The sequence below is a fragment of the Jilunia laotingensis genome (assembly GCF_014385165.1).
In the GTDB taxonomy this organism is placed as follows: domain Bacteria; phylum Bacteroidota; class Bacteroidia; order Bacteroidales; family Bacteroidaceae; genus Bacteroides; species Bacteroides laotingensis.
The window spans coordinates 1-4,785 of sequence record NZ_JACRTF010000003.1 but is presented as its reverse complement, the minus strand read 5'-3'; the positions used below and the strand labels follow the sequence as shown (position 1 = coordinate 4,785).

Below are 4,785 nucleotides of genomic sequence, written 5' to 3'. Positions count from 1 at the left end.
TGTAGGATTGAAACTCCCAAAATGTAGGGAAACACATGCTTTAATTCCTTTGTTTATAGGTGTTTCCGTAAAAGTGATAGAGCATATTACAGACGATGCTTATAACAGACAAGGGGAATTTAGAGGGAAAAAGGCTGAATATCAACCCAAAAAGAGAGGAAAAAGCAAAGCAACACCAACCAACGGGCGGTAGGCTTGAATATGGCTTTTAATGGCGTGTACACAAATAAGTACACAAATAATTTGGAGGTTGGACTTTTATAGTTATATTTGCGCTGTAAATCAAATATATAAATATTATGCAGATAATTACAACGCGTGAATTTCGTGCCAATCAGAAGAAATATTTTGAACTGGCTGAAAAAGAGACAATCTTTGTTTCTCGTCGTAATGCCGCCCCCATAGTCGTATATGCGGCTACGGAAGAGGATTTTCCCTCAAGGGAAGAATTGGAGGCTATTCAGAGGGGTATTGAGGATATTAAGCAGGGACGAACTTTTAAAATGCGGAAGGATGAATCATTAGATGATTTTTTGAACCGTATAGAGGATGAGTGCAATGTATGAGATAGAATTTTCAAAAGAAGCTGCAAAACATGTACTGTTGCTAAGAAAGTCCTCTCCACAACTCTTCAAAAAGTTAGAAAGGCTATTGGATGAGCTGAAAGAACATCCATACACTGGGACTGGACACCCCGAACAGTTGAAGTATTTGCAGGGTGTATGGTCAAGGCAGCTTGATAAGAAAAACCGTATTAGATATACGGTGAACGAAACCACCATTGTTGTTTTTGTTATTTCTGTTTGGGGGCACTATGACGATAAATGACGTAAAAAAACAATGTAAAAATTGAAGATATGGCAGTTATAAATCTTACATCCGAGGAATTTGCTGACCGAATAGAGGAAATGTTTGATTTGGCGAGTAAAGGCGACAATGTACTTATTCATCACGAGGGGAAAACCTATACTGTTATTCCTATAAGTGATGAAGAATTGGAGAACTTAGCCGAGAAAGAAAAAGCATTACTGAATAAGTAATTTTTCTCTTTTCTGTCTGCAAATGTAACTCCATACTCCGTAACAGTCAAGGGCTTCGCAAGTCCGGATCCGGAAAAATCCTGCGCTCGCAGGCTCGTGCGGTTTTTCCAGCCCGTCCCCTTGACCGTTCTCCGTATTCCGTTGTGAAAAAGGCAGGAAAAAGAGAAAAAGATGTGTGCCTATGCAGCGTGTCAGCGTTGTGTGTATTCCCATGCGGCATGTGTATATATAGCAAGAAGTGTCCTTGTCGGACAATTCTTGCTTTTCTCGCTTTGCTCAAAAAGATTTTTTGCTTATCTTCGTGGCATGGAAGTAAGACGGAGCGAAAAGATTACATTCCGATGCACCGCACTTGAAAAGGCGGCACTTTCGGAGCAGGCAGCCCGGTGCGGTTTGAGTACATCGGAGTACTGCCGCAGTTTATCCCTTGGTGGGCGTCCCAGGGAGAGGTACACAGAAGAAGAACGGGAACTTTTCCGGGATATCGCCCGGCTGAAGGGGACACTTCAAAGACTGAACAACTACTTCGGTGGTCGCCAGTACCGGGAAGTGTTCGAGGAGAACCGGGCACTAATCACAGAACTCCAAAAAATACTCTCACGATGATAGGGAAAGGGAAAAGCATATCACATGGCGTGGCGGCACTGGAGTATGACCTTGCCAAGGAGATAGACGGGCAGGCAGCAGCCACCGAGATAGCCCGGCATGAGCTTTACGGGTGTACGGGTGCGGAAATGGTGCAGGAGATGAAACCTTACTTCACTGATTTTCCGAACGTAAAGAACAACTGCCTGCGTTTTGAGGTCAGCCCCTCGATAGAGGAAAGTTCCAGCTTCACCGATGCGGACTGGGCAGAACTTGGCAACGACTTCATGCAGCGCATGGGACTGATGAACCACCAGTACATCATCATCAAACACAGTGGGACAGAGAGCAAGAAAGAACAAGCCCACCTGCACATACTGGCAAACCGGATATCCCTTTCCGGGGAACTCTACCGGGACAACTGGATAGGAAAACGGGCAACGGAAGCCGCCAACGCCATAGCCAAGGAGCGGAACTTCGTGCAGTCGCAGGACATCGGCAAAGCCAACAAAGAGGAAATCAAGGAAGTCATGAACAGCGTACTGAAGAAAATGCAGGGTTTTGACTTAACCAAATTTCAAGAAGAACTTGGTAAACTGGGCTTCAAGGTCCGAGAAGCCAGGGCAAGCACCGGGAAACTTAACGGCTACTATGTCACAGCCCGGAGCGGTACGGAGTACAAGGCAAGCGAGATAGGGAAAGGCTACACTTTCGCCCATATCGAGAGGACACAAAGCAAACTGAAGTATAACTCAATGAACATATCACATGGAAACAAACTCACGTCCGGAAAAGGAGGTTTCCACCTCTAAGCAAGGACAATACCGACCACGCAGGAAAGACACCACCCCGAAAGTGAACCCGCAGCTTGCGGTAGAACTGGTATATCAAGAATTGAAGCGTGTGGAAGTCTATACGAAACGCATAGAGGACGCAACATCCAAAAAGGTACAGATAGACGGGGAAAGCCTTGAAAGTGCTGAAAAATGCCTAAAAAACGTGTTAGCGGACTTTGAACGGCAGGGGAACAGGATGAAAAGCGGTGGCTATGTGGATAAACGGGTTTCGTTCTACTCCATTCTTTGTGTCGTTATTTCCCTTTTGTTCGCTTGCCTCATGTGTTATCTTTGGGTGGATGCAGCCAAAGACCGGGATAACTACAAACGGTATTACGAATATTACCAAGAGCAGGCAATAGAACAAAAGGGCAACAAATAGACGACGTACAAAAATGTACGTCGTCTATTTGTTTTTTAGAGGTCCTCCCCATGAGCATTATTATATTCGTTATCGTAAAAAAGAATTAGTGAGAATTTGCCATATTTTTCACTAATCATAAACCATACGGAGCGCATTGCAGCTTCTTGTACGATGTTCATTGCTGCTTCTTTGGTTATGTCCTCTTTTTCTTTTTCTGATTTTCTTATAAATTCTTCGGCTGGACATATCTCGCTTATTTTTTGAGTTAATTCTTGTTGTATCTTTTCTGGTGAGTTTTGAGGACTTTTGGGATTTGTCATTTGCATGAATCCAGCTTCAAATCTTTTGTTTCTAACCTTCATTTCATATGCAAGATTAATGTCTTCAGAAATATAATCGTTATCTTCCAATTTAGGAACGTATTTAGGGTTATCGTTGAATTGGTCGTAAAGGTTATTGAATCTAATTTTAATATCATGCTCGTTCCTTTCTATCGCATCTGCTACGACAATCCTCCATACTTTATTGCTTTGAGTAGCGACAAAAATATTTACTTTTTCGCCATTAAATTCACCCGTTAAAAGATCGATTTCATTGTCGTATTCAAACCCTTTAGCTTTAAGTTTCTGAATCATATCTTTTTTAAATCCATCTACGGGGATTCCCATAAATTTTGTTATATCTTTCTGTGCTAACATTGTCAAAGAATACATTAGCAGTATAAATAACAGTGAATTTTTCTTCTTCATGAATAAATATTTAAAGATTACAATTGCAAATTTAGAAAATGATTTGAAAATATGACATTTAGGGAGGTACTTTTAGTTGTTTAGCTGTCTTTTATTTTCCCTTTGAGAGAGTTTATAATCCACCCTTTAGGGTTGTTCTTCTCTCGTGATTTTCCGTTTAGAATTGCCAGTTCTCCTATAAGGTCGGCTATTTTTTCTTGTGCAGTTATAAGCGTTTCCTTGTTCCGGTTTATTTCTTCCGAAGTGAAGCCACAGGAATAACGGAGATATTCGTACACATGGTTATCTATTTGGTGGCGTGCCGTTACTTTCGCTTGAAGTTCTTTTACTTCCAGTTCTTCATCCCTGAATTGAGGTTGATATACTGGGTAAAATCTAAATCCAGTTACTTTACTACGTTTGTTGTTAGGGTTTTCACGCACTTTTACGTAGTTGAATGTGTATGGGCAGCTTTCATCAAGCGCAGCCTTTGCTGGTTTTAATACTCTTTCCTCGAAGTTGTCGATTCTGTCTTTTCCGTTTTTGTCTTTGTATTTGTCCGCAGGTATGCCAAGTCGTTCTTTTAAGTTGTCCAGTGATATATCCAAAGGGTACACCTGCCCACTCATGAGCATATAAAACCTAAGCGAATAGCCCGTAGGCAGCGCAAGAGCCTTGTTTAGTTCAAACTCCCTATATCCTTTTGCGAATTTGGTAAACACGTCCCAAAGGTCATTAGATACACGAAATGTTATAATACCGGTATGCTTTTTGTATTTCGGGTTAGATATAAATCCACATTTCCACCATTCATCATCATCTTCGTAAGTGAAAAAACGTCCAGCCAGTGAATCGAGTGCAGCTATGATTTCGTTGTAGTCACGTCCGGAAAAAATAACGTCAGATACATGCATTTGCGCATCAACATCCCAAAGTCCATGCTCAAATTTTCGTTTCGTGCCTGCATAATCTTTCAGCTTTACTCCCTTTAGTTCAGCCTGGCACGCTTCCAGTATGCGAAGAACTATTCTTTGTTCGTGTATGGACATGTCTTGCTGTTTGGACCATGTATATACCCATGATACAACTACGTCTTTATTTTTGGTAATAGGTAGCTTCTTTTTCATAACTATTTGATTTGTTGCAAAGATATAAAATACCTACATATAAACAAAAAAAGAAGGGTAAAACTCCCAAAGTGTAGGGAAAGTGCGTCTTAAAAACTCCCAAAG

General features: G+C 41.5%; 9 protein-coding genes. 7 read left to right on the top strand and 2 right to left on the bottom strand.

The annotated features are described in order from the left end of the window. The 7 genes from H8744_RS18770 to mbpC form a co-directional block, all read left to right on the top strand. Positions 1-193 (top strand): hypothetical protein (locus tag H8744_RS18770; RefSeq protein ID WP_253066297.1); only part of this gene is annotated, 193 nt, incomplete at its 5' end. 106 nt (positions 194-299) lie between these two features. Then, a complete protein-coding gene (locus tag H8744_RS18765) occupies positions 300-566 on the top strand; it encodes a type II toxin-antitoxin system Phd/YefM family antitoxin (protein ID WP_008671564.1) in 267 nt (88 codons plus the stop codon). Next, a complete protein-coding gene (locus H8744_RS18760) occupies positions 559-828 on the top strand; it encodes a Txe/YoeB family addiction module toxin (RefSeq protein WP_008671563.1) in 270 nt (89 codons plus the stop codon). The genes H8744_RS18765 and H8744_RS18760 overlap by 8 nt, the downstream gene beginning before the upstream one ends. Positions 829-857: 29 nt before the next feature. Next, positions 858-1,040 carry a hypothetical protein gene (locus H8744_RS18755; protein WP_070751191.1) on the top strand — a complete coding sequence of 61 codons (183 nt, stop codon included), beginning with the start codon at positions 858-860 and terminating at the stop codon, positions 1,038-1,040. Between the two features lie 306 nt (positions 1,041-1,346). After that, on the top strand, positions 1,347-1,646 hold the full coding sequence (gene mbpA / locus H8744_RS18750) for a mobilization protein MbpA (protein WP_032941761.1): 300 nt from the start codon (positions 1,347-1,349) through the stop codon (positions 1,644-1,646). Further along, entirely contained in the window at positions 1,643-2,437 is a 795-nt protein-coding gene (gene mbpB / locus H8744_RS18745; protein ID WP_117874081.1) for a mobilization protein MbpB, read from the top strand. Before mbpA ends, mbpB begins: the two co-directional genes overlap by 4 nt. Next, a complete protein-coding gene (gene mbpC, locus H8744_RS18740) occupies positions 2,394-2,843 on the top strand; it encodes a mobilization protein MbpC (protein ID WP_070750548.1) in 450 nt (149 codons plus the stop codon). Before mbpB ends, mbpC begins: the two co-directional genes overlap by 44 nt. A 35-nt stretch (positions 2,844-2,878) precedes the next feature. On the opposite strand, the gene H8744_RS18735 is transcribed toward mbpC, so the two are convergent. Both H8744_RS18735 and H8744_RS18730 read right to left on the bottom strand, forming a co-directional pair. After that, the gene (locus H8744_RS18735) at positions 2,879-3,574 is read right to left on the bottom strand and encodes a hypothetical protein (RefSeq protein ID WP_070750547.1); all 696 of its coding nucleotides are present in this window, start codon (positions 3,572-3,574) and stop codon (positions 2,879-2,881) included. A gap of 80 nt (positions 3,575-3,654) precedes the next feature. Further along, the gene (locus H8744_RS18730) at positions 3,655-4,680 is read right to left on the bottom strand and encodes a replication initiation protein (RefSeq protein WP_016278717.1); all 1,026 of its coding nucleotides are present in this window, start codon (positions 4,678-4,680) and stop codon (positions 3,655-3,657) included. Positions 4,681-4,785 lie beyond the last annotated feature (105 nt).

Bases quoted from the DNA above. Each gene is read 5' to 3' on its own strand.
- H8744_RS18765 (WP_008671564.1), top strand. From the start codon at position 300: ATGCAGATAATTACAACGCGTGAATTTCGTGCCAATCAGAAGAAATAT.
- H8744_RS18760 (WP_008671563.1), top strand. From the start codon at position 559: ATGTATGAGATAGAATTTTCAAAAGAAGCTGCAAAACATGTACTGTTG.
- H8744_RS18755 (WP_070751191.1), top strand. From the start codon at position 858: ATGGCAGTTATAAATCTTACATCCGAGGAATTTGCTGACCGAATAGAG.
- mbpA (WP_032941761.1), top strand. From the start codon at position 1,347: ATGGAAGTAAGACGGAGCGAAAAGATTACATTCCGATGCACCGCACTT.
- mbpB (WP_117874081.1), top strand. From the start codon at position 1,643: ATGATAGGGAAAGGGAAAAGCATATCACATGGCGTGGCGGCACTGGAG.
- mbpC (WP_070750548.1), top strand. From the start codon at position 2,394: ATGGAAACAAACTCACGTCCGGAAAAGGAGGTTTCCACCTCTAAGCAA.
- H8744_RS18735 (WP_070750547.1), bottom strand. From the start codon at position 3,574: ATGAAGAAGAAAAATTCACTGTTATTTATACTGCTAATGTATTCTTTG.
- H8744_RS18730 (WP_016278717.1), bottom strand. From the start codon at position 4,680: ATGAAAAAGAAGCTACCTATTACCAAAAATAAAGACGTAGTTGTATCA.